We start from the raw sequence: 23085 nt of genomic DNA, 5'->3' as shown, positions 1-23085 counted from the left end.
AGGACAAGTAGATTAAAGAATCTAAAGGGCTGTTGCCTAGAAAGTGATGTCAGGTCAAAATACAATCTTGACCGAAATAAATTTTAAATACGAAATACCTGATATAGGACAAAGCGCCTATCTGCTGTGGGTAGAAAATTAAATAGCCTTTGTAGTGAATTGCTATTTGTAAAATAACTGAATAAAAAAAGTACTGATAAAAGGTAGTAAGAAATTGCAGCTTGCTGTTGCTCTACGTCCTTTTTATAGAAAATATGTTCACTCTCTTCTTCCTCAATTTCAATAGCTTCAATTTCTAGAACCTTATCTAAATTGTCGAAAGTGCCTTTAAGAACCGCATTATGATCAGCAACTGAAACTAAATTGTTGTTTACTGAATTTGATATTTGTTGAATGGTTCTAAAAGAAGTAGCCTCTATATTGTTATTAGCAAATAGAGGACTGTATATACCAGATAGTAATATACAGATAGAAAGAAGAAATTTTAAAAAACCTTTTTTCATTTAAGTGAGCAAAACTATTCTAGCTAATTATGCTGTACAAGTAATTGCCGTTAATTTTTGTTAACACTTTAAATTTTTAATTTAAAGAGAGAAAATGAAGGTCGAATATTTAGAAATCAAATTTTAATTGTACTAAAATTGCTTTATCATCAATCTTTGTAGCCGTTTTATCATCAGTGTTTAAGTTAGAAAGTGAAATTCCAAGCAATCTTACTGAGTTTTGAAGCTCTTCTTGATACAAAAGATTTTTAGCGGTTTCTAAGATGAGATCTTTGTCTGCGATAAAATAGGGCATTGTTTTACTTCTGGTGTTTAAAGTAAAATCGCTGTATTTTATTTTCAGTGTAATAGTTTTGCCTGCCACCTTAGATTTTGTCAATCTTTTTTCTAGTTCTTTGGCAATATGCTCTAGGCGCTCTAGCATAAAAACCTCACTACTTAAGTTTTCATTGAACGTGCGTTCAGCGCCTACAGATTTTGGAATACGGTGTGGCTTAACTTCACTGTTGTGAATGCCACGTACCACGTGATAATAATATGGACCACTCTTGCCAAAATTTTCGGCTAAAAATTCTATTGATTTGTTTTTTAAATCATTTCCGGTGAAAATGCCCAGCTTGTACATTTTTTCAGCAGTTACTTTACCCACACCGTAAAACTTTCTAATATCTAATTCTTCTAAGAAAGGAATAACCTCTTCTGGATTAACTGTTTTCTGTCCGTTAGGCTTGTTGATATCACTAGCGATTTTGGCAATAAACTTATTGATAGAGATACCTGCAGATGCATTTAAGCCTGTTTTTTCTAGAATACGTTGTCGTATTTCAGTGGCAAGCATAGTAGCCGATGGATTTCCCTTTTTGTTAATTGTAACATCTAGGTAAGCTTCATCAAGGGATAATGGTTCTACCAGATCGGTATATTCAAAAAAAATGGATCTTATTATTTTTGAGATTTCTTTATAGCGTTCAAATCTTGGTTTCACAAAAGTTAACTGCGGACAGTTTTTCTTAGCCATAAATCCGCTCATGGCACTACGCACACCATATTTACGAGCTTCATAATTGGCTGCTGAAACAACACCTCTTTTTTCACTACCGCCTACAGCCAAAGGTTTTCCTTTCAAATCTGGATTATCCAATTCTTCTACAGATGCATAAAAAGCATCCATATCAACATGAATAATTTTACGAAGAGGCATTTCATTGGGCATAAGCAAATTTAAGACTTATCTTAGTTTTTGAATAGTAGTTTTAACCATTCATATGATAGAAATAGAGCGCAAGTTTTTGGTGAAATCTGATGATTACAAATCAGTGGCAAGTTCTAAAACACGAATAGTTCAAGGTTTTTTAAATACCGATCCTAACAGAACAGTTAGAGTTAGAATTAAGGGCGAATTAGGTTTCATCACCGTAAAAGGTAAATCAAATGAAACAGGTACTTCTCGCTTCGAATGGGAAAAAGAGATTTCAGTTGAGGAAGCTGATGAGTTATTGAAGTTGTGTGAAAAAGGTATTTTAGAAAAGTGTAGATATGAAATTCCTTTAGGAAATCATGTATATGAGGTAGATGAATTTTATGGAGACAATTTAGGATTGACAGTTGCCGAAATAGAACTGAGTTCTGAAAATGAAAATTTCGAAAGACCACATTGGTTAGCAGAAGAAGTAACAGGTAATGTAAAATATTATAATTCACAATTAAGTAAATGTCCTTTCAATCTCTGGTAGTTATTTGAATAGTTTATATCAAATACATCCACTTCAAAAATTAAAAAAGATGCCAAGGGTCTCTGCGACATCATCAATTCTGACCCTTTAGCATCTTTTTTAAAGCATTGTATTAATGCGAACTTTATATACTAAGTTTTCTATAAATAATATTCTTATCACAGATTTACTGCCATCCACCGCCAAGAGAACGGTATAATTCAACTGTAGCTGATAATTGAGAGAATTTGTTATTCACTAGATTTAACTCAGCATTTAAAGAATTTTCTCTTGCGGTTAACAAATCTAAATAGGTTAAGTAACCACTATTCAACAATTCTTCTGAATTACTTTCTGCTCTTTTTAATGCGGATACTTGCTTAGATATAAATACCTCTTTTTCAATAGAAATATTGTAGTCATATAAAGCTTCAGAAACTTCTTTTCCGGCACTTAAAAGCGCTTTTTTAAAGCTTAATAAAGATTGCTCTTGTTGTACTTGAGCAACTTCATAAGCCGTTCTAATTTTTCTGCCATTAAATATGGGCTGTGTTAAACCACCAACTAGATTAGCAAATATTGAACTAGAATCTATCCAGTTGTCAAGATCCAAACTTTGAAATCCGCCTTGTGCAGATAACGTTATAGATGGGTAAAAGTTACTTCTGGCAACATTCGTTAATTCAAAACTATTTACTAAATTATATTCCGCCTGTATAATATCAGGTCTGTTACGTAGTAAAAGAGCTGGCACACCTAATTGCATTTCATTAGCTAAAGACTGTTCGTCTAATGAGCTGCGCTCGTAAGTTTGTGGCTCTTCACTCAATAAAATACTCAAAGTGTTCTCCGCTTGATAAAGTGAATTTTTAAGATCTAACAATTGACTTTGAGCACTATATAATTGTGCTGCAGTTTGGTCAACACCAACTTGATTTGCTTGTCCTGCCTCTTTCAACGCAGAAATTGTTTCTAAACTTTTAGAACGGTTTTCAATTGTTTCTTCAGTTACTACAATTTGTTTATCTAAAGCCAATATCTGATAATAGGTAGTAGCAATTTGTGCTACCAAACTAGTTTTTACAGCTTTATGTGCCGCTACTGTTTGTAAGTAACTTGCATCGCTAGCACGTTTGGTACTTCTAATTTTTCCCCAAATATCTGCCTCCCAAGAAGCTGTACCAGAAGTTTCATATTGATTAAAAGGCTGAGTGAAGAAACTACCAAACTGTCCGTTTTCACTGGTTCTGGCAGTTCTAGTTGCACTTGCGGCACCGTTTATAGTTGGTAAATAACCAGCTTTTCCTTGTTTAACATAAGCCTCTGCAGCCGCAATGCTCTGAAGAGCAATGCGAATGTCAAGGTTGTTTTCTAATCCTTTTTGAATATATGTCTTCAAATAAGAATCTGTAAAAAGGTCCTGGTAAGAAACCGAAGCGAAAGACACACTGTCTTGAGGTAGGTTATCTGTTCTATAAAGATTTTCGGTTTCTACATTTGGTCGCTCATATGTTTTAGCTGTAAAACAGGACTGCAACAAAAGTGGCAGAAAGGCGACCAGTATAATTTTATTAGATACTAATTTATTCATGATTTCTTTAGTTCTTAGATTCTTCAATAGCTTCTTGTGGAGCACCAGTAATACGCTCTTGTATTGTTTGGAAAATAACATACAATGCCGGTATAACGAATACACCGAATATGGTACCTATTAACATACCACCAACAGCACTCATACCAATAGATCTGTTACCTACAGCACCAATACCCGATGATAATGCCAATGGCATTAAACCAAGAATGAATGCAAATGATGTCATTAAAATTGGTCTAAGCCTTGCTTTTGCACCATCTATGGCAGAGTCAATAATAGACATACCATGTTTTCTACGTTGCAATGCAAACTCTACAATAAGAATGGCATTTTTAGAAAGTAGACCAATAAGCATGATCAATGCAATCTGGAAATAAATGTTATTTTCAAGTCCTGCCATGCTTACGAAACCAATAGCGCCTGCAATACCTACCGGTAATGAAAGTAAAATTGCTAATGGTAAAATATATGATTCGTATTGAGCACTTAATAAGAAGTACACAAATACCAAACTCAGTATAAAAATGATGATAGTTTGGCTACCTGCGCTATTTTCCTCTTTAGTAAGGCCAGAATATTCATAGGTATAATTATTAGGTAATACCTCTGCAGCTACCTCTTCAATTGCTTTAATAGCATCACCAGTTGAATACCCGGGATTCATTGCCCCGTTAATTTTTACAGAACTTAACAAGTTAAATCTACTCACGACCTCAGGACCATAAATTTTCTTTAATGATACAAATTGAGATACGGCAACCGACTCTCCATTAGCATTGGTAACGAAAATGTGATTCAATGAATTTTCATCTGCTCTATCTTCAGGTTTAGCTTGGATCATTACGCGGTACTGCTTACCGAATTTATTGAAATCAGTAGTATAAAGACCACCATAATAACCTTGCATTGCACTAAAAACATCAGTTACCGCTAAGCCTGCCATTTTTGTTTTTTCAACATCTACATCTAGCTCATATTGAGGGAAATTGGCGTTGAAATTGGTAATGGCATATTGTACCTCTGGTCTTGCATTAATAGCACCTAAGAACTCATTGGTAACTTTATTGACTGTTTGCCAATCATCGGCATCTTTACTCTGTAAGTTCATTTCAAAACCGGTAGAGTTACCAAAACCACGAACACTTGGCGGAGTAAAGAAGAATATTTTTGCATCTTTTAATCCCGCAGTTTTAGCGAATAGGCTTCCTACTACTTCTTGAACAGATTCTCCTTCTCCTTCTCTTTCGCCCCAATCTTTAAGACGAAGTACTGAGAAAGCATATGAACCACCATTTACACTATTTAAAATACTAAATCCGGTAATGTTCATTCTAGCTTGAATGATATCCATAGATTGGTAGATAGAATCTAATTGCTTAACCGTTTTCTGTGTCTGCTCTAAAGTAGTACCAGGAGGCATGGTAACATCGGCAAAAACAATAGCTTTATCTTCATTTGGAATAAAACCTGTTGGTGTTGATTGAAACAACATATAGGCAATAACTGCAAAAACTGCGAGTGAAACCCATGTCAACCATTTTCTTTTAGATAAGAATTTTACAGAACCAACATATTTATCGGTAACGGCATCAAAACCAGTATTGAAAGCAGTGAAGAAACGTTTCATAACACCTTTCTTTTTATCTTCGGATGTATGATGTGGCTTCAATAAAAGAGCAGCCAAAGCCGGACTCAATGTTAATGCGTTTACAGCAGAAATAAGAATTGCTATTGCCAATGTGATACCAAATTGTTGATAGAACACGCCAGACGATCCACTAATAAATGATACAGGAATAAATACGGCAGACATGACCAAGGTGATAGAAATAATAGCACCAGATATTTCAGACATGGCAGATTTAGTCGCTTTTTTCGCATCAGTGGCTCCTTCTTCCATTTTGGCATGTACCGCTTCGACGACAACAATGGCATCATCGACCACAATACCAATGGCGAGAATCATGGCGAATAAGGTTAACATGTTTATAGAGTATCCAAATAACGAGAGAAAGAAGAATGTACCCACAATAGCCACAGGCACTGCAATAGCAGGTATTAATGTTGATCTAAAATCTTGTAGAAATAAGAATACCACTAAGAACACCAGTAAAAATGCTTCTATTAAAGTTTGTACAACGTGTTCAATAGAGGCACTTAAGAAATCTTTGGTGTTGTAAGGAATTACATAATCTAACCCTTTAGGAAAATCAGGTTTACTCTCATCTAAAATAGTCTGTATTTGATCAATAATGGCATTTGCATTAGAACTAGAAGTTTGAAAAATACCAACGGCGGTACCAGGTTTACCCATACCTTCGTTTTTGGTACCATAATTAAAGGCACCAAGCTCAACTTCAGCAACATCTTTTAGGCGTAAGAATTGACCATTTTCTTGTGCTCTAATAATAATGTTTTCATATTCTGCTTCATTAGAAAGACGCCCCTTATATTTTAATACATATTCGTATACACCATCAGCATTCTCACCAATTTTACCGGTAGCAGCTTCTAAGTTTTGTTCATTAAGTGCGGCTTGTATATCAGATGGCATAAGTTTGTAAGCAGCCATCTTTTCAGGATTTAACCAAATACGCATTGAGTAATCTTTGGCACCGAACACTGTTACATTACCAACACCCTCAATACGTTGTAACTTTGGTACTAAATTTATTCTAGCATAGTTCTCTACAAAGGTTGCGTCGTACTCATCATTATCAGAAAATAATGAGAAGAAAAGTAATGCACTAGTCTGAGATTTTTGAGTAATTACACCAGTCTGTACTACTGCTTGTGGTAAAACACTGTTTGCTCTAGCAACTCTGTTTTGAACGTTTACCGCGGCAATATCTGCGTTGGTACCTAGTTTGAAAAATACATTTATCGTTGCAGCACCGTCATTACTGGCAGTAGAAGTCATATATAACATGTCTTCAACGCCGTTGATCTGTTCCTCTAAAGGAATAACAACACTCTTAAGTACTGTTTCTGCGTTTGCACCTGTATAGGTACTTGTTACCTGCACCGTTGGTGGTGCTATTTCTGGATATTCCTCTATAGGCAAGGTCGTTAAACCTAAAACACCTAGGATGACTATGATAATCGATATAACCGTAGAAAGTACGGGACGATCTATAAATCTTTGAAACATTGTTGTTTATTTATATGTTTTTATTAACTGCGGATTCTTACTTGGCAGGGTTAATAGCCATTCCGTCTTTTAATTTAGAAACTCCCTCAATAACAATAGTAGTTCCATCTTCAATTCCATTTTCTACTACAAAACCTTGTGGAGTAGTGGTAATTATATCTAATGGCATTGTAGTAACTGTATTATCTTCTTTTAAAACGTAAACCAGTTTTTTACCTTGAAGATCAATAGTTGCAGTTTGTGGTATTTCGTAAGCACCGCTATAAACTGTCGGAATTTTAATTTTACCTGTACTACCGCTACTTAATAAATTATTTTTGTTATCAAAATCAGCTCTTGCCGTAACACTACCGGTTGTACTGTTAATAATAGTATTGATCATAGCAATTTTACCAGGTTCAGCATAATCTTCACCGTTAATCATTATTAAGGTTACCTCTGGGGCTTTCTCTAAATCTAAAACGTTATTATCATTTTTAGGCAAAGACTCTTTTAGTTTTAAAAGCTCTTTCTCGTTCATTGAAAAATAAGCACGTACCTCGCTAATATCAGAAACAGTCGTTAATGGTTTAGCCATTGCAGAACTTACAAGAGCACCAATTTTAAAAGGAATTTCACCAATGTACCCATCAACTGGGCTGGTAATACGAGAATAGCCAATGTTAGAAGTTACACTTTGGTAATTTGCTTGTGCTTGTGCAAGTTGTGCTTTTGCAGTTTCTAATTGCACAGGACTAATTATATTCTTTTCAACTAAAGGCTTCAATTTGTCAACTTCAACTTGCGCTACATTAACAGAAGCTTTTGCGGCGTTAGCATCTTGATTTAAAGTTTGGGTTTCTAATTTAAAAAGTAATTGTCCTTTTTTAATTTTTTGACCTTCCTCAACATAAACTTCTTGAACAAAACCAGATACTTTTGGCCATATCTCTACATTCTGCTTACCTTCAAGAGTAGTAGAGAATTCATTATATATAGTTAAGTCTTGCTTCTCTAGCTTAGCGACTTTTAAACTTGGTGGTGGTGGTGCTGCCGGACCTTGAGCTGGTTTTTCTGATGAACCAAAGCACGAGCTCAAAAGAAGCACTGCACTTAATATTCCTATAATTGATAACTTTTTCATTTTAGATGGATGTTTATATGTATTAAATAGTTGTTTGTACTTGTTAAGGTTTTGTTAATTCGGAATGTTCGGTGAAAAACGAACCAAATTGATTTAAAAAATCATTATTGTTCTTGCTGTTGTTGTTTTAACGCAGCGATTGTGGTTTTCAGGCTTGACGTCATATCATCGATACATTTAACATAAACTGTTATTTTATTTTTGTTTTCTTCATGTTTTTCAGGTCTATACTCTTCATTATAGGCGGTAATTTTACGAACCATTTCACTTTCCCTTTCCAGTTTTGTTAAAGAACGATTAAGCTTTTTAATGAAGAAAGTATTCTTTTCAGCAACCTTAAAATATCGTTTACGATCACCAGATTTTGTAAAATACTTTACAAAATCCATTTGTAATAAAAGATTTAGGGATGTTGAAATAGAACTTTTACTTGCGCCTCTCTTAAGAAGACAATCTTCAAAGGTTAACCCTTCTTCTTCTGTAATAACCAAGTTCGCAAAGATTCTGGCAGCCAATGGGGGCAAATCATATTCAGATTCAAAATGAACTCCCAGTTCTTCAATTAACTTATTTTTTATATCTTCTTTACTCATATTACCAAAATTGAAGCTACAAAGGTATAGTTAGTTCGTCTACAAACAAACTAAAAGAACTTAAATTTTGTTAAATCATGTTAAACATATGTTACAGCCGTAAAGATATATGCTAACTGTTTGAAAATTAATGCGATAAAAAATATTTTTAACTGTGTGGGTATTTAAAAAACGTTGTGTCTTTTAAAGGAAAAAGAATGTAACCAGTAACTTAAAGCGATTATTATTGTGAAAGAGGTTTTTTATGAGGCAAAAATACCTTCTTTCTCAATTAGTGGAATAGTGGAGAGGTTAGCTTCTATAACTGAATTTTTATTGAAGACAAATCGTTTCTCGTATAATTTATTGTCTGCGAAGAAAGTAACATAAAACTCGTTGTTCAATGTTAAGACATCTTCTTGCACCACTTCAATTTTTTTAAAAGATTTGGGCTCTACAATACCAATGTTGTGTCTCATTATTGAAGTTTTACGATCACCTTCATATCCTTTTGAAACTACCATTGTCATTTCAATAGCAGTTTCACGGTCGTTTATGATATAAGCGTTCCAGTCTTTGTCCAAGAATTCTTCGTTCCATTCACGAATAATGGCAACGTGTACATCTTTAACAATGGGTATTTCAATATCTTTTTTCACAAGGTGAAATTATAGGGCGCTTCTAAATTGTTCTAAAAAGCGTAAATCATTTTCACTCAATAAGCGAATATCTGTTATTTGATGAAGAAGCATAGCTATACGATCAATACCAACACCAAAAGCGAAACCTGAATAGACTTCTGGGTCTAATCCGCAATTTGTTAGCACATTTGGGTCTACCATACCACAACCACCAATTTCTAACCAGCCAGTACCTTTTGTGATTTTATAGTCAGATTCAGTTTCTAGTCCCCAGTATACATCAACTTCAGCGCTAGGCTCTGTAAATGGAAAATAAGAAGGTCTTAGCCTAATTTTAGATTTTCCAAAAAGCTCAGCGGTAAAGTATTGAAGTGTCTGTTTTAAATCTGCAAAAGAAACATCTTTATCAATATATAATCCTTCTATTTGGTGAAAGAAGCAATGAGAACGCGCAGAAATAGCTTCGTTTCTATATACTCTACCAGGAGATATTGTACGAATAGGAGGTTGGTGATTTTCCATATATCGCACTTGAACCGATGAGGTATGTGTACGTAAAAGGATATCTGGATCGGTTTGAACAAAGAAAGTATCTTGCATATCTCTTGCAGGATGATATTCTGGTAAATTCAACGCGGTAAAATTATGCCAATCATCTTCTATCTCTGGACCTTCAGAAACATTGAAACCAATTCTAGAGAAAATGTCAATGATTTTATTCTTAACTATTGAAATAGGATGACGCGCACCTAATTCTATAGTATTACCAGGTCTTGATAAATCACCATATACCTGTTCGTATGTTTGGTTGCTTTCTAAAACCTCTTTTAAAGATTCTACTTTTTCTGTAGCAGCTTTTTTAAGCTCGTTTATAGTTTGTCCAAACTCTTTTTTCTGGTCGTTTGGTACATTCTTAAACTCCGCGAAGAAGTCATTAAGAAGGCCTTTTTTACCTAAATATTTAATTCGAAACGTTTCAACAGCTTCCATATTGTCAGCTGTGAACGATGCTACTGCAGAGATTTCTTCTTTTATCTTATCAATCATGAATGGTGATTAAAGCCACAAATTTAAAACTTTTAAAAGAGGTATGATATGTTTTTGTTGCTTAAGATGAATTAGCTAGTAACGAATTGGTCTTTTACATTAGACTTTACCCAAATTAAACACTCATCAAACGAATCAAAAATTTGTTCTTCAGGTATTAAATCTGGAATTACACCAACACGTTCCATCATGTAACGAGGCTGTTTTAACACATCAACAAAAAGAATACTGATACCCGATTTTCTAAGACTTATTAATACATCTTCCAAAGTATACAAACCAGATTGATCCATGTATTGCATTCTTCCCATTCTAATAATTACAGTAGATGCAGTTTCAGGAATTTGGTCGGCCATCTGTTGAAACTCGCTAGTAGATCCAAAAAACAAAGGACCTTTTAAGTGCTTTATAAAAACCTCTTCCTGTAAACTTAAAGGAAAAGCAGCTTCATCTGGCCAATTTACTTCTTTCTCTAAAGATTTTACATTAGAGTGTTCTGCCGTTAAATCACCCATTTTTTTCATAAACATTAAAGAAGCAATAACTAGACCTACACCAACGGCATATACTAGATTCCAAACTGAAGAAAGTACAAGAACCACAAGCATGATAACTACTTCTGAACTAAATTTTATTGGACCTAAGCTCAAGTCTTTAGGTAAACTAGGGATGGCTTTCAAACCTTTATAATCCATTACACCGATACCAACGGTTACAAGAATACCAGCTAAAACAGCAGCAGGTATTTGAGATGCGATAGGGCCAAGAGCCAGTAGCACTATAAGCAATAGAATACCGGCAACCATACCAGATAGTTTGGTTTTACCACCAGCATTGATATTTACTACGGTACGTATGGTAGCTCCTGCTCCAGGTATTCCACCAAAAATTGCGGCAATACTATTTCCGATGCCTTGACCAACCAATTCTTTGTTTGGTTTATGTTTTGTTTTAGTCATGTTATCTGCCACTACAGAGGTCAATAGCGAATCTATTGCGCCAAGAAGAGCTAAAGTAAGTGCAGTAAATACATAAGGGGTTATGGAGCCCAATTCAAATTCCGTAAAAATGCCAAGATTTGGCATAGGGAAACCACTTGGTATTTGTTCTATAGTTCTATAATTCAAGTCAAAACCGTAAGCTACACCAGATACCACAATCAATGCTACCAAAGCACTTGGTATTGCTGTGGTAATTTTTTTGAAGCCATAAATAATAATGATGGTAGAGATCGCAAGAATTAATTCTAGCCAAATAATATTATTTAATGCTCTAGGTAAGACTTTTAAAGCACCAATTACACCAGAGGCTTCAGAGTTGGCTAAGGTCTGTGCTTCTTTCAAGGTCGCTTCTTCAGTTATCTCATCGGCTCTAGAAATAGTTTCTTTAAAATCTTCTAATACTAAAATACCTTCACCAGCTTCCTCTTTTAGAATATTCTCTAAAATAATTTCTTCAGCCATGGGCTTAAAATTATTTACAAACTCAATATCTTCTTTTGGGTAATAACCAATGGTAGGTAAAATTTGTGTTACAAGAATTATGACACCAATGGCAGTCATAAAACCCGATACTACTGGGTATGGAATGTATCTAATATACTTACCTATACCTAAAAGACCTAAGCTAATTTGAATTAATCCTGCTAATAAGAAAACGACAAGAATAGCGGGTAGGGCTTTTTCAAGACTACCATCATTTGTAGCAACAATACCTGCAATAACAACCATACTTACAGCCGTCATAGGTGCCGTAGGTCCAGATATCTGTGTGTTGGTTCCGCCAAAAAGTGCGGCAAAGAAACTGATAAAAATTGCGCCATATAATCCGGCACTGGGTCCCATACCTGAGCTAACACCAAAAGCTAATGCTAATGGTAACGCAACGATACCCGCAGTGATACCGCCAAATAAATCTCCTTTAAAATTTGAAAATAGATTTTTCATACTCATAAAATAATCAATTTAAGTGAAATAGAATCACATCTTTAAGAACAGATTCTACCCATATTTAATTAAAAAATTATCGTTGGCTGCGAATAATTGATTGATTTCCTAGTATTATAAAACCGATGAATATCATCGGTTTTATAGGCTCTATTTTTATAAATGATTTCTAGTTGTAGAAATCAACGGCACCTGTGGCAATATCATACATAGCACCTACTATCAGTACTTCGCCATTTTTTTCCATTTCAGCTAAAACGGGGCTATGTGCTCTAATATTATCTATAGTCAATTCTACATTTTTTGCAGAAACTCTATCTACAAATTCTAAATTTTTAGAATTTCTTAAACTCTCGTCTGTTGGTTCTTTAACTGCATCTACTGCAGGTTCAATCTTATTGATAAGAGCAGTAAGGTTGCCTAATCTTGCGTGATCACAAGCACCTTTAATAGCACCGCAACTTGTATGACCTAAAACGACTATTAATTTTGTGCCGGCTAATTTACAACCAAATTCCATACTACCTAGTATATCCTCATTTACGAAATTACCAGCTATTCTGACACTGAAAATATCTCCAAGACCTTGGTCAAAGACCAGTTCTGCAGAAACTCTAGAATCTATACAACTTAATATGGTAGCAAAAGGAAATTGACCTTCACTAGTATCATTTACTTGTTCTAAAAGATTACGATTTGCTTTTAAGTTATTCTGAAATCTCTGATTCCCTTCCTTTAAAAAATCTAATGATTTATTAGGGGTCATCGTTGCTTGAGTTTCTTTAGTATGTGCTTTCATATATTTTTATTTATTATACTGTATAATTGTTTTGCCCCATTAGTAATAATGGAACATTTATATTATTGACAATGTGGCTAATGTTAGCAGGCATCGAAAGAGATGCATTGTCTTTGTTTTTTTTGTTTTCGAACCTATTAATACACAAAAGGTTTATATTATTTTTAATTATATAATTTGAAAGGTTCTTGATGGAATTAGAATTGTTTTCAAATACAAACTCAACCTCTTTTGTATTTTGAGATACTATTCGTTTAGCTGTAGCACTGGTTTTCTTTAGAATCTTAAATGATTTTAAAGGTTTTTGTGAATGAAGAAGTAAATCTTCGGTCAAATCAGCTATTAAAGTTTCTTCAGTATTACTTAAGACACCTAAAGATAAATCATTGCCATAGTCTAATATATTGATCTCATCTGTTAAAAAGATAGGACCTTTATGTTTCTTCAGGATAAAAGGAATAAGATTATCGCCAAGAATGTTGAAAAATTTTGACTTTCGTTTACCTAATACAATAAAATCAGGCTTCTCTTTTTCAATATAAGTAGCTATCTCATTCTTTAAATTACCAATGGCACATGAATACCTCAGGTTTACGCCAAAATCTTTTGAATATGTGGTAACGATTTTGTTTATATCATTATCCATAGTAATAAACTCACTATTTAAACATCGTATAGCTGAAAGTTGGCTGTCTTTGGTAACGACTTCAGAGGCTTTTTTAATATGAAATATGGCTATTTCTCCGTTTAGCATCTTAGCTAAGCTGAGCGTACTTTTAAGCGTGTTCCCTAAAGACTCTTTCAAGTCTGAGAAAACCGCTATTTTATATTTTTTACTCATATTTCTTTTTTTAGTTGATTGAAAACAAATTCAATCTATTAGCTCAAGCTTAATTTCGACTTTGGTCGTTGCTCAAAGAATTCGATATAACTTGGCGGGTTTTCTACTATACCACGCTTAGAAATCAGCTTGATATCAATATTTCTTTCCTTTGCCTTTAGGCTAAAATCTTCTAAAATTTCAATAATATCGTAATCTAAAAATCTTGTTTTTAAGACATCTAGCTCTAAATACGTATCATGTGGCAGACTATCTAGCTCTTTTAAAATAGCACCTTTGTTGAAAAAAGTAACTTCTTCTGCCAAAGTCATTTTAATTCTATGCTTACCATTGCTATTATCTTCGATATGTAGAAAGTGAGAGTTTTGGTAGCTTTTAAGTAGAATAACTACAATACCTACGGCAAGACCTAAACTAATTCCTACTAGTAAATCTGTAAATACAATACCTAAAACAGTAACAAAAAACGGTATAGATTGCTTCCATCCCAATTTGTACATTTTCACAAATAAAGCTGGTTTAGCCAGTTTAAATCCTACAATAAATAAAATTGCAGCTAAAACCGATAACGGAATCATATTCAATAATGTAGGGATCAAGACTACAGAAATCAATAATAAGAAACCATGAATTATTGCAGATAATTTGGTTCTACCACCAGATTGTATGTTAGCAGAACTACGAACTATTACCTGAGTAATTGGTAAACCACCAATAAGACCAGAGACAATGTTACCGGCACCCTGTGCAAGCAATTCTCTATTGGTAGGAGTTACATTTTTATGCGGATCTAATTTATCTGTAGCTTCAACGCAAAGTAAGGTTTCTAAACTGGCAACTAGTGCTATGGTAAAGGCTGTGATCCAAACTTGCGGATTAGTTATGGCGCTAAAATTAGGAAAGCGAAACTGCCCTATAAAAGAAGAAAAATCTTCTGGTACAGGAACACTTACCAAGTGATCTTTTGATATTCCTAAGACTTCATGGTCTTGGGTAAAAACATAAAATAAGATACCAATGGCAACAGCTACCAATGGACCTTGTATAATTTGAAATACTTTGTCTTTCTTAGAAAGTACTTTATCCCAAAGTAGAAGGATTGAAAGACCAATAATAGCAATTAAAGTAGCACCTGGGCTAATATTATTAATAGTATTAAGAATCTCAGAAAACGTATTTTCTCCATCTACTTGAAAAAATGCCCAATCACCTTCTGGGTCAGGGTCGTAACCAAAAAAGTGAGGAATCTGTTTTAGAATGATAATGATACCAATACCGGTAAGCATTCCTTTAATTACAGAAGATGGGAAATAATAACCAATTACACCGGCCTTTAAAACTCCAAATACCATTTGGATAACACCACCTAGCACAACAGCTACTAAGAAATTTTCATAGCCGCCTAAAGTACCAATTGCTGTTAATACAATTGCAGCTAGACCTGCCGCTGGGCCACTAACTCCAATTTTAGAACCACTAAGGGCACCCACCAGAACACCACCTATAATACCGGCAATTACACCTGAAAATAATGGTGCTCCACTAGCTAAAGCAATACCTAGACATAATGGTAGTGCAACGAAAAATACAACGATACTCGCAGGAATATCATTTTTGATATGTTTAAACATGTAAATAATATAATTATGTCCTGGAATTGGTTCAGGACAGATTAGTTAATAGATAAAAAGCGAAAATGACTAAATAGCCTGGTCTGGCGGGGGAGATAATACTTCTAATGACAGGTCTTGGTAACCTTCAAGATTAAAGTTGCTATTAATTGAATTTTCAAAAATGGCAACTATTGAAAAATCTAAAGAATTTTCTTTAACGAACTTTTCTTCACCCATAGATTTTTTACCAGACTCTTGTTCTTCTTCATTAAGATTGGTAATTACAATTGGGTTTTCAACATCGCATAGCGTTATAATGCTTGGTGCAGTAACTGCAAAAAGCCATAATAACAATAAAGTAATGCGTGCGAAAAATGTCATATACTAAAAATCAATCGTAAAGATAGTGCTGAAATGGTTAAAAACTGTTAACAATTTTCTAAAAATCCTTTAACAGTTTAAGTTCGTTGTTTTGGATCCATCCTGTTTTACCATCAGATAATCTAATTTTATTCCAATCATTTAACTGGTCTAAAACATTTACTTTGGTTCCTGCATGAATCAAAAATACTTCTTCACTGCTGTCATTGGGCTCAGATTTTACAATGCTTTCTTCAGCAAATATTATTGCAGGTTGATTTTTATCAAAATCATTTCGTTGAATAAATGCAAAAAGAACAGAAATTATACAAAAGAAAAGCGCAAGTAAACTACCAATAAACGTCCATCGTTTTCTAGTGCTGTAACTTGAGTTGTAAAAGTAGATATACAAAAGAACAAAAAGTAACATGAAACCTATGGCTACATACGCCCATTGATCAAATGTTAATTTACCGGTTATATTTTTATACAATTTTGACAAGCCCGTTTCAGGCATTGTATCAATAGCATCTATAGTCATATTTTGAGCATAGCTCAAATTTGTTTTTATTTCTGTATCGTTTGGTGATAGCAGTAAAGCTTTCTCATAAAAATAGATACTCTCAGCAATATTATTGAGCTTGTAGTATGAGTTACCTAAGTTATAGTATACCGCAGCAGAATGCTTGCCATTACTTAGAATATCGTTATAATAAGTTACTGCCTGCTCATATTCACCGGCATTATATGCTTCAGTAGCCTGCTCAAACAATTTGTTGTTCTGAGCGGTACAAAAGAGAACCGAGAAAAGGCTAATAAGTGTAGCTAGCTTTTTGAACATACTTATAATTGTTTATCCATTATAGAAATTACCTCACTAGCCTTATCATAATCGGCTTGCATTTGTACGTTTGAGAATGGGCTATATCTTGCCGCTTCGCAATTTTTAAGAAGCGCTATAAAACTATTTACCGTAGTGTCGTCTATTTGCTTCTCTATTAGTAGCTCGGTGATTTTATCTTTACTGAACTCTGAGGTTTCAATTTTCAGCTTAGCTTTTAAGTAATTATGTAGTGCTCGTTCAAGCGCAACATAAAAAGATTCTTTATTCCCTAGTTGTTTTCTTGCGGCAGATAAGTACTTACGGGCAAGTTTGTTTGCTTTTTTAATTTTATTACCTACAATATCACCAGCGATAGAATCTCTTCTCTTTCTAAAGAAAATGGCTAAAGGAATTAGTAATAACGGACTCAATAACCACGCGTAGAAAGAGGAGGAATTAAAAAAGTAAGAAGCTGATTTGCTTGTTAGATTAGGAGTTAGTTTCAAGAAATTGAATTCATTTCCGCTGCTAATAACAGATTGTTTATTGCTATTGGTATTTGCATCAGAATTAGACGAAGCACTTAACGGACCCTCTAAAACATTAATGACAATTTCATCAGATGTAAGTGTTTTATATTTTCCTGTGGAAGGATTAAAATAACTAAAGCTTAAAGGTGATATAGGATATTTACCTCTAAAAGTAGGCACGATAGTGTATTGATTGCTCACCTTACCCTGCATACCTGCCAAGGTTGTTCTTACACCTTCTGTAAACTCAGGCTCATAAACTTCTAGCGCACTTGGTAATTCAGGTTCTGGAAGTTTAAATAATTTTAAATTACCCTTACCACTAACTTCTACAGTGGCTTGTAAAGATTCTGAAGCATTTAGACTTGTTTTACTTGTGGTTACCGCAAAATCAAAATCACCTACAGCACCATTAAAATCAGCAGGTTGATTGTCTAATGGTAATGCTTTTACATTAATAGTTCTACTACCTGCAGATACGGTTTTATTAGTTTGAGCATACATTCGTTGACCAAAGAAATCTCGTCTTGCAGTAGGTACATCTACGGTTACCTCAAGAGATAAAGGCTCAATGTTTAATTTTCCAGATTTTTGCGGATAAAGAACAACCCGTTTTAAGATTACATAACGATATGGTTTGCCTTTGTAAGTGCCATTTTGCGCACTAAGCATGTTTACTTTAATATCTTGACTCCAAAAATTATTATAAGTAGGGTTGTCTAGAGGTTGATAGTTTGATACCCTAATATCTGGGCTCACATACAACTTATAAATAATGGTAATGGCTTCATTTAAATACGGGTTGGTTTTTGAAATCTCGGCAACCAAATGTAAATTTTCATCTGCTATATCATCTGCCGTCATTTGATCGCTAGGCTTATCTACAGCTGCAGTTACTTCTACATTTTGCGCCAATGACTTATACGTTTCTCCACCAATTACAATAGATGCTTGTTTAATTGTGAATTTGCCTCTTGCAGTAGGAGATAGGGTATATGAATATGATTTCGAGTAACTTCTAACACCATTGATCCATGAAGAACTAATAGATTGAGAAGGTCCCATAACTACTTTGAATCCGTTGAAATCTGGCGGACTAAAATTATCGCCATCACGGTTCATAATAAAATCTACACGTAGTCTTTCGTTTAGTCCAAGCTTAGGTTTGCTTAGTTTCATCTCAAAAGTAACGGCACTGTTATCTTGACCCATCATCAAAATTGATGATAGAAAAACGGTTAATACTAACCCAAGTTTAGCTATGGACTTAAAGTCTACCAATCTTTTTCGGTTTTAATTTTAGCACCTTTTACTTTTTTAGCATCGATTTTATCTTGCACCTTTTTTTCTGCATTTTGCATGGCTCTCAATAAATTATCGACCTGCTGCTTAGAAAGTTGATTAGGTCTAGGCTGTTGTTGCTCTTGTTCGTTGTCGCCATCGCCTTGTTCAGGTTTCTTCTTTTGATCAGATTTGTCCCCTTCACCATCCTTATTATCGTCTTTCTTCTCTTCGTCTTTATCGCCTTCGTCACCCTTGTCACCGTCTTCGCCTTGATCCTTCTTATCCTCGTTGTCCCCTTCGTCTTTTTTATCTTGATCTTTGTTCTCGTCTTGGTCTTTATCCTTATCCTTGTCGTCTTGGTCTTGCTTGTTTTCGTCTTGCTCTTTTTTCAAAAGCTCTTTTGCCAAGGCTAAATTATAACGTGTTTCTTCATCTGTAGGGTCATTTCGTAAGGCCTCTTTATAAGCTTCTACCGCCTTAGCATAATCCTTGCGCTTCATAAAAACATTACCCATATTATGGTAAGCTTTGTGCTTATCTGCTTTAGATGTAGATGCTTCGCCTGCTTCTTTAAATCTGCCAAAGGCTTCATTGTACGTTTCGTTTTCGTAATAGGCGTTTCCTAAATTATAGGGTGCTGCACTATTATCTGCACTTTTTGAAATTGCCTTTCTATAATCTACTTCTGCAGCAATAAAGTCATCTTCTGATAACGCTTTGTTAGCATCCCAAGTAAGATTGGTAGATGTTTGTAAAGACTTTTGTTTTTCTTTCTCATCAACCTCTTGAGCCAAAGATGAAAAGCAAACAAAAAGTACTACTAAAAGGGTGCTTATTTTATTCATTTCTTTTCTCATTGAACAAATTGAGTTTCTTCAACCAGCTTGTCTTGCGGTCCAAGATAAATATATCTAAAAAGAGAAGCAACAATGCCCCACCAATAAACCATTGAAACTGATCTTTATATTCTGCGAATTGTTTGGCTTCAAATTCCTTTTTATCCATTTTCAACAATTCTTCTTTAATAAATTCTACGGCTGCTTCGGTGTTAGAGCCATCTATATATTGCCCATCACCTTCATTGGCAATATCTACCAAAACACTCTCGTTTAAACGAGTAATTACGGTTTCTCCTTGATTATCCTTTTTCAAGCTTTCTAAAATTCCGTTTCTTTTAATCGGTATAGGGGCACCTTTTTCTTTACCAACACCAATAGTGTAAATAATAATACCTTCATCAACGGCATCTTCTACAGCATCTAATGTAGAACCTTCAGAATGATCTTCACCATCTGAGATAATAAAAAGTACCCGGTTGGTCTGTTCTGCATCATCGTAATAGGTAGTAGCTAATTCAATCGCTTGGTCAATAGCGGTACCTTGAGATGTTAGCATATCTGTATTCATGCCCTGTAAGAACATTTTTGCAGCGCCATAATCAGTTGTAATTGGTAATTGAGGGTAAGCTTGCCCTGCATAGGCTATAATACCAATACGGTCACTTGCAAGTTGATTTATAATTTCAGAAACCAATCTTTTTGCCTTCTCCAATCTGTTTGGGGCAATATCTTCTGCAAGCATACTTTTACTTACATCAACGGCAAAAACAATATCTACACCTTCCCTTTTAACGGTCTCTAGTTTTGTGCCGATTTTTGGATTTACCAGCCCTATAATCATTAGAGCCAGGGCAAGAATAAAAACGACCAATTTTAAACCTCCTTTATTATAAGAACGGTTTGGTGTTAATCTTTTTAAAAGTTCTGTGTCTGCAAATTTCTTTTGTGTTCTCTTTTTCCATACCAATAATAATAGGAACAACACCACTATCACCGGAATGATAATGAGTAAATAGAAATATATTTTTTCGTCGTACTGTACCATATTATACAAAGCTTCTAAAAAGCGTGTTTCTTAAAATCCATTCTAGTAAAAGCAATCCTCCAGCTAATAAAACCCAAAGTCTATATTTCTCTTCGTAGCGGTAATATTTAAATTCCTCTACCTCAGTTTTTTCTAGTTTGTTAATTTCATCATAGATTTCTTCTAGAGATTCGTTGTCAGTGGCTCTAAAATATCTACCGCCTGTGGTATTTGCGATATCTTTCAACAATTCCTCGTCTATTTCTACTTGTCGCATTCCAAACCTAAAAGATCCATCGGCATTATATGAAATAGGTGTAAGGGCATTGCCGTTAGTACCTAGACCAATGGTATATGTTTTAATACCAAATTCTAGTGCAAGTTCAGATGCGGTTTGTGGCTCTATAAAACCGGTGTTATTAACACCATCGGTCAGCAAGATTATTATTTTACTTTTCGCCTTACTATCCTTTAAACGGTTAACAGAAGTTGCTAGTCCCATACCAATGGCGGTACCATCATCTAATTGGCCATATGAAATTTCTGAAAGAGCATTAAGCACAATGGCTTTATCTGTAGTAATAGGTGTTTTTGTATATCCTTCACCAGCGTAAGCAACCAGACCAATACGGTCATTAGGTCTTTGCTTGATGAAATCTGCAGCAACTTCTTTCAGTGCCGATAGCCTGTTTGGTTTTAAATCTCTTGCAAGCATACTAGAAGAAACATCAATGGCCATTACAATATCAATACCTTTTGTAGTTTTTGTTCTTGTAGATATATCTTCTGTCTGTGGTCTAGCCAGTGCTACAATTATGGCTCCTAATGCCAATAGGCGCAAAATGAACAAGCCTGGCTTTAGTTTTGGTAAAATACTATTATAGGTAAAACCTTTTGCGCTAGAAATTCGCAAAGATGCGGTTTGCTCTTTTTGTTTAAATATATACCACACGATTGCTAATGGCAGTAATAAAAACAGCCAAAAGAAATCAGGATTTGCAAATGATATATTATCGAACATTTATACTTCTGTTTTTACTTCTACCGATGCTAAAATTCGGTCTACTATTTCTTGTGCGTATGTATCATCTTTTAACCAAGTAAGAATTACATACTGTTGAAAACCTTTTCCTCCAAAAAGGAGTACGGTATATTCACCTTCCATTAATTCTTCTGATCCAGGTGCTAAAAATTTACCGCTTCCAAAAACTTTCACCCCTTTTACACCACTTATGGTGCTAAACTCTTCTTGTTTGGTAATGATATTCTTTGCACCCTGACTTTCAAAATTCGATAAAATCTGTTCAATGGTTTTATCAAACTCTGGCTCCACATCTTTTTGTGCTAGTGTTACAGATGTAGTTGCTACATTAAAAAGACCGATCGGACTAGAATATTGAAATGCTTGTATATCTTCAATGACAGCTTTAGCTTCTACTGGTAATTTTATTTTTTGACGTACCAATACTTGTGGCGTCTCTACTTGAATAGGAGGGAATCCATAACTACTACGTACCCATTCGCTCTCTAAAAGTTCTTTTGTAGGGTGGCCTAAAACGGTATCTTTTAAATAACCAAAACCAAATTTTACGCCTGCAATAGTAATACCTATTAGAATTAAAGCTACGGTAGATAGTATGGCAATTTTTATTTTCTTCTTTTTAGCCTTACGCTCAAGCTCTTCTTGGTATTCGGCTTGTTCTAGCAACTCTTCTTCCGTTGGTTCTGGTAAAGCTTCGTGTGTTTTTTCTACAATCTGCTCAACTAGCTTTCTATCTTGTTCTGCAACCGATGTAGAAGGCTTGTTCTTGGCGAATTTTACTAAATCTGCAGTTTGTAATATTTGTGAAAACTGTTTGATGGTTTCATCATCTAGTTGCAATTCTCCTGCATCTTTTAAAAGTTCTAATTTCTCGATCAATTGACCTGTGGTGCTTTCTAGAGCCGTAACATTTGCGTCTTCTTCTAAATAAGAACGTACAATGGTGGTTAATTCAGAATAGTATTCTTTATACTCGTCTTGAATTAGATACTTAGAATTTTCTAAACGTTTAAGTTCTAATAAAGCTCTATCATATGGTGGTAAAAGCGCTACTTTCTCTTCTTCGGTAAGTGGCTTTTTACGAAATACAAACCAGTAAAGAAGTGCACCTAAAATTAGTAATATCAATAAACCTATCAGTAAATACTTCCAAAAAGCTAGATTGCTTTTTTCAACATTGATAAGTGGCTTAATGTCGTACATTTTCTGATTTAATGTATCTACTGGTATGGTAGCTACATTGATCAGTGTAGAATCGGTCATATAACCGGTTCCATTAATATCTATACGTTGTGATGGTAATTTGTATGCACCAGAATCGAATTGGGTAAGGGCATATATTTTTTGAAGTGTTAGTCTATCTTTTTTTCTTGTGGTATCTGTCGCAAATGCCTCTACGGTTTCTAATGGAGAAAATGTTTGTCCCTCTGGGAAAATAACAAAATCGGTAGAATCTATATCGACTGTAACCGTCCATTGAACCTGTTCACCAATTTTAATAAAAGTGGTATCGACCTTTGTTGTAATATTTGGTCGTTCTTGAGCAGATAGTTCAACGAAGAATAGTAGAAATACCAATAAAGGTGAAATTCGTTTTATGAACGAAACACCGCTTTCAATTGTTCTATTAGTAGTTATCAT

20 protein-coding genes are annotated in these 23085 nt (G+C 34.6%); 1 reads left to right on the top strand and 19 read right to left on the bottom strand.

Translation table 11 applies throughout. The features are described 5' to 3' along the window. Window positions 1–83: 83 nt before the first annotated feature. Both BUC31_RS02935 and dinB read right to left on the bottom strand, forming a co-directional pair. Window positions 84–503, bottom strand: coding sequence for a hypothetical protein (locus BUC31_RS02935; protein WP_073241104.1), 420 nt, complete (start codon window positions 501–503; stop codon window positions 84–86). A gap of 109 nt (window positions 504–612) precedes the next feature. After that, a complete protein-coding gene (gene dinB, locus BUC31_RS02930) occupies window positions 613–1716 on the bottom strand; it encodes a DNA polymerase IV (RefSeq protein ID WP_073241102.1) in 1104 nt (367 codons plus the stop codon). A 52-nt stretch (window positions 1717–1768) separates the two neighbouring features. On the opposite strand from dinB, the gene BUC31_RS02925 reads away from it, so the two are divergent. Further along, window positions 1769–2236, top strand: a complete 468-nt coding sequence (locus tag BUC31_RS02925) for a CYTH domain-containing protein (RefSeq protein WP_073241100.1) — start codon at window positions 1769–1771, stop codon at window positions 2234–2236. 166 nt (window positions 2237–2402) lie between these two features. On the opposite strand, the gene BUC31_RS02920 is transcribed toward BUC31_RS02925, so the two are convergent. From BUC31_RS02920 to BUC31_RS02840, 17 genes are all read right to left on the bottom strand, one after another. Then, the gene (locus BUC31_RS02920) at window positions 2403–3806 is read right to left on the bottom strand and encodes a TolC family protein (protein ID WP_073241098.1); all 1404 of its coding nucleotides are present in this window, start codon (window positions 3804–3806) and stop codon (window positions 2403–2405) included. Window positions 3807–3813: 7 nt separating this feature from the next. Then, window positions 3814–6960 (bottom strand): efflux RND transporter permease subunit, encoded by a 3147-nt coding sequence (locus BUC31_RS02915; RefSeq protein WP_073241096.1) that lies wholly within the window; start codon window positions 6958–6960, stop codon window positions 3814–3816. A 37-nt stretch (window positions 6961–6997) separates the two neighbouring features. Beyond that, window positions 6998–8083, bottom strand: coding sequence for an efflux RND transporter periplasmic adaptor subunit (locus BUC31_RS02910; RefSeq protein ID WP_073241094.1), 1086 nt, complete (start codon window positions 8081–8083; stop codon window positions 6998–7000). Window positions 8084–8187: 104 nt separating this feature from the next. Beyond that, a complete protein-coding gene (locus BUC31_RS02905) occupies window positions 8188–8676 on the bottom strand; it encodes a GbsR/MarR family transcriptional regulator (RefSeq protein WP_073241092.1) in 489 nt (162 codons plus the stop codon). A 242-nt stretch (window positions 8677–8918) separates the two neighbouring features. Then, on the bottom strand, window positions 8919–9314 hold the full coding sequence (locus BUC31_RS02900; RefSeq protein WP_073241091.1) for a hypothetical protein: 396 nt from the start codon (window positions 9312–9314) through the stop codon (window positions 8919–8921). A 9-nt stretch (window positions 9315–9323) separates the two neighbouring features. Continuing rightward, window positions 9324–10343 carry a phenylalanine--tRNA ligase subunit alpha gene (gene pheS, locus BUC31_RS02895; RefSeq protein ID WP_073241090.1) on the bottom strand — a complete coding sequence of 340 codons (1020 nt, stop codon included), beginning with the start codon at window positions 10341–10343 and terminating at the stop codon, window positions 9324–9326. Window positions 10344–10414: 71 nt separating this feature from the next. Continuing rightward, window positions 10415–12289, bottom strand: coding sequence for a SulP family inorganic anion transporter (locus tag BUC31_RS02890; protein ID WP_073241088.1), 1875 nt, complete (start codon window positions 12287–12289; stop codon window positions 10415–10417). Between the two features lie 169 nt (window positions 12290–12458). Then, window positions 12459–13088 carry a carbonic anhydrase family protein gene (locus tag BUC31_RS02885; RefSeq protein WP_073241086.1) on the bottom strand — a complete coding sequence of 210 codons (630 nt, stop codon included), beginning with the start codon at window positions 13086–13088 and terminating at the stop codon, window positions 12459–12461. A 13-nt stretch (window positions 13089–13101) separates the two neighbouring features. Next, window positions 13102–13929, bottom strand: a complete 828-nt coding sequence (locus tag BUC31_RS02880) for an adenine nucleotide alpha hydrolase family protein (protein ID WP_073241084.1) — start codon at window positions 13927–13929, stop codon at window positions 13102–13104. A 38-nt stretch (window positions 13930–13967) separates the two neighbouring features. Then, window positions 13968–15560 (bottom strand): SulP family inorganic anion transporter, encoded by a 1593-nt coding sequence (locus tag BUC31_RS02875; protein ID WP_073241082.1) that lies wholly within the window; start codon window positions 15558–15560, stop codon window positions 13968–13970. 69 nt (window positions 15561–15629) lie between these two features. Next, entirely contained in the window at window positions 15630–15923 is a 294-nt protein-coding gene (locus BUC31_RS02870) for a hypothetical protein (protein ID WP_073241080.1), read from the bottom strand. Window positions 15924–15981: 58 nt separating this feature from the next. Next, entirely contained in the window at window positions 15982–16743 is a 762-nt protein-coding gene (locus BUC31_RS02865; RefSeq protein ID WP_073241078.1) for a tetratricopeptide repeat protein, read from the bottom strand. 2 nt (window positions 16744–16745) lie between these two features. After that, on the bottom strand, window positions 16746–18470 hold the full coding sequence (locus tag BUC31_RS02860) for a BatD family protein (RefSeq protein ID WP_073241076.1): 1725 nt from the start codon (window positions 18468–18470) through the stop codon (window positions 16746–16748). Between the two features lie 59 nt (window positions 18471–18529). Continuing rightward, window positions 18530–19384 (bottom strand): tetratricopeptide repeat protein, encoded by an 855-nt coding sequence (locus BUC31_RS02855; RefSeq protein WP_073243714.1) that lies wholly within the window; start codon window positions 19382–19384, stop codon window positions 18530–18532. Then, window positions 19377–20423: a VWA domain-containing protein gene (locus BUC31_RS02850; protein WP_073241074.1), complete on the bottom strand. Its 1047-nt coding sequence runs from the start codon at window positions 20421–20423 to the stop codon at window positions 19377–19379. Before BUC31_RS02850 ends, BUC31_RS02855 begins: the two co-directional genes overlap by 8 nt. A gap of 1 nt (window position 20424) precedes the next feature. Further along, complete coding sequence (locus tag BUC31_RS02845; RefSeq protein ID WP_073241072.1) at window positions 20425–21423, bottom strand: vWA domain-containing protein; 999 nt, start codon at window positions 21421–21423, stop codon at window positions 20425–20427. Then, complete coding sequence (locus BUC31_RS02840) at window positions 21424–23085, bottom strand: hypothetical protein (RefSeq protein ID WP_073241070.1); 1662 nt, start codon at window positions 23083–23085, stop codon at window positions 21424–21426.

It is taken from the genome of Maribacter aquivivus, from assembly GCF_900142175.1.
Taxonomy (GTDB): Bacteria; Bacteroidota; Bacteroidia; order Flavobacteriales; family Flavobacteriaceae; genus Maribacter; species Maribacter aquivivus.
Note: the sequence above shows the minus strand (reverse complement) of the source record. Positions and strands in the feature narration are given on the sequence as shown.